Source organism: Mangrovihabitans endophyticus, assembly GCF_014646155.1.
In the GTDB taxonomy this organism is placed as follows: Bacteria; Actinomycetota; Actinomycetes; order Mycobacteriales; family Micromonosporaceae; genus Actinoplanes; species Actinoplanes endophyticus.
This window is the reverse complement of the sequence record NZ_BMMX01000105.1, coordinates 1-2,219: the sequence shown is the minus strand read 5'-3', so window position 1 is coordinate 2,219 and position 2,219 is coordinate 1. Positions and strand designations below refer to the sequence as shown.

Sequence of the window (2,219 nt, the reverse complement as noted above, 5' to 3'; positions counted from 1 at the left end):
TACGCTGCGGCGAACGTGTTCCTGGACGCCCTGGCGCACCTGCGCCGCGCCCAGGGCCGCCCGGCCACCGCCATGGCGTACGCGCTGTGGGAGGTCGGCGCCGGCCTGGGTGAGCTGCTCGGCGACGCCAACCGCAAACGCATGACCGGCCAGGGCGTCCCGCCGCTGAGCCGCCAGCAGGGACTGACCCTGTTCGCCGCCGGGCTGCGCGCCGGACGGCCCGCGGTGGCACCGCTGCGCCTGGACCCCGCCGCGCTGCGCGCGCGCACCGATGAGGTGCCCGCCCTGCTGCGCGGCATGGTCCCGGCGGTGCGCCGGGCAGCCACCACCGCCGCGGCGGGTCCGCCCCGCGACGGCCTGGCGGGCGAACTGGCCGGCCTGGACGACGCGGAACGGCACCGCACCCTGCTGCGGCTGGTCCGCGGCCGGGTCGCCGCGGTGCTCGGCCACGACTCTGCCGACGAGATCGCCCCCGACCGGGCCTTCTCCGAGCTGGGCTTCGACTCGCTGGCCGCCACCGAACTGCGCAACCAGCTCAACTCGGCCACCGGCCTGCGGCTGAGCGCCACGCTGGTGTTCGACGAACCCAACGCCGCCGCGGTGGCCCGGTTCCTCGCCGCCGAACTGGCCCCCGCGCCGCGAGCCGAGGCGGCGCTCACCCCGGTCCGCGCCGCCGAACCGGACGAGCCGATCGCCATCGTCGGCATGGCCTGCCGCTACCCCGGAGGCGTCGCCTCACCCGCGGACCTGTGGCGGCTGGTACTCGACGGCGCCGACGCGATCGGCGAGTTCCCCACCGACCGCGGCTGGGACCTCGCCCCGCTGCGCACCCCGGACGGCGGCCGGTACGCGACCACCGGCGGTTTCCTCGACGACGCGGCCGGATTCGACCCCGCCTTCTTCGGCATCTCGCCGCGCGAGGCGCTGGGCATGGACCCGCAGCAGCGGCTGACCCTGGAACTCACCTGGGAGGCGCTGGAACGGGCGGGCATCGACCCGACCGCGCTGCGCGGCACCCCGACCGGTGTGTTCGCCGGTGTGATGTACCACGACTACCCGGGCGCGGACGGCAACGGCAGCGTGGTGCCCGGCCGGGTGGCGTACAAGCTCGGCCTGGAAGGCCCGGCCGTCGCCGTGGACACCGCCTGCTCGTCCTCGCTTGTCGCGTTGCACCTGGCGGTGCAGGCCCTGCGCGGCGGCGACTGCACCCTCGCGGTCACCGGCGGCGTCACCGTGCTGTCCACGCCCGGCGTGTTCGCCGAGTTCGGCCGCCAGGGCGGCCTGTCCCCGGACGGCCGGTGCAAGTCGTTCGCCACCGCCGCGGACGGCACCGGCTTCGCCGAGGGCGCCGGATTCCTGGTGCTGGAACGCCTCTCCGACGCCCAGCGCCACGGCCACCCGGTGCTCGCGGTGGTGCGCGGCTCGGCGATCAACCAGGACGGTGCCTCGAACGGGCTGACCGCCCCGAACGGCCCCGCCCAGCGGAGAGTCATCCGGCACGCGCTGGCCAACGCCCGCCTCACCACCGCCGACGTGGACGTGGTCGAGGCGCACGGCACCGGCACCACCCTCGGCGACCCGATCGAGGCGCAGGCGTTGCTGGCCACGTACGGGCAGGACCGCGCCGAACCGCTGTGGCTCGGCTCGGTGAAGTCGAACATCGGCCACACCCAGGCCGCCGCCGGCGTCGCCGGGGTGATCAAGATGGTGATGGCGATGCGGCAGGAGACCCTGCCCGCCAGCCTGCACATCGACGAACCGTCCTCCGAAGTGGACTGGACGACCGGCGCGGTGCGGCTGCTGACCCGGCAGCAGTCCTGGCCGGCCGGCGAGAAGCCGCGCCGGGCCGGGGTGTCCTCGTTCGGCATCAGCGGCACCAACGCGCACGTGATCGTCGAGTCGGTCGCCGCGCCCGCGCCGCCGGTCACCCCGGACGACGCGATCGTCCCGCGGGTGCTGTCCGCCCGCTCGCCGCAGGCCTTGGACGCGCTCACCGAGCAGGTGGCCGCGGTGGCTGCCCACCCGGCCGACGTGGCCCGCTCGCTCACCGACCGGGCGGCGCTGGAGCACCGGCGGGTGGTCGTGGGTGACGTGGTGGCCGAGGGTGTGGCCGGTGAGGGGCGTACGGCGTTCTTGTTCACCGGTCAGGGGTCGCAGCGTGTCGGGATGGGCCGGGAGTTGTACGCCCGGTTCCCGGTGTTCGCGGCGGCGTTCGACGA

At 75.6% G+C, this 2,219-nt stretch carries 1 protein-coding gene; it reads left to right on the top strand.

What is annotated here, in order from left to right:
- Window positions 1-2,219 (top strand): type I polyketide synthase (locus IEY73_RS32530; RefSeq protein ID WP_189083192.1); only part of this gene is annotated, 2,219 nt, incomplete at both ends.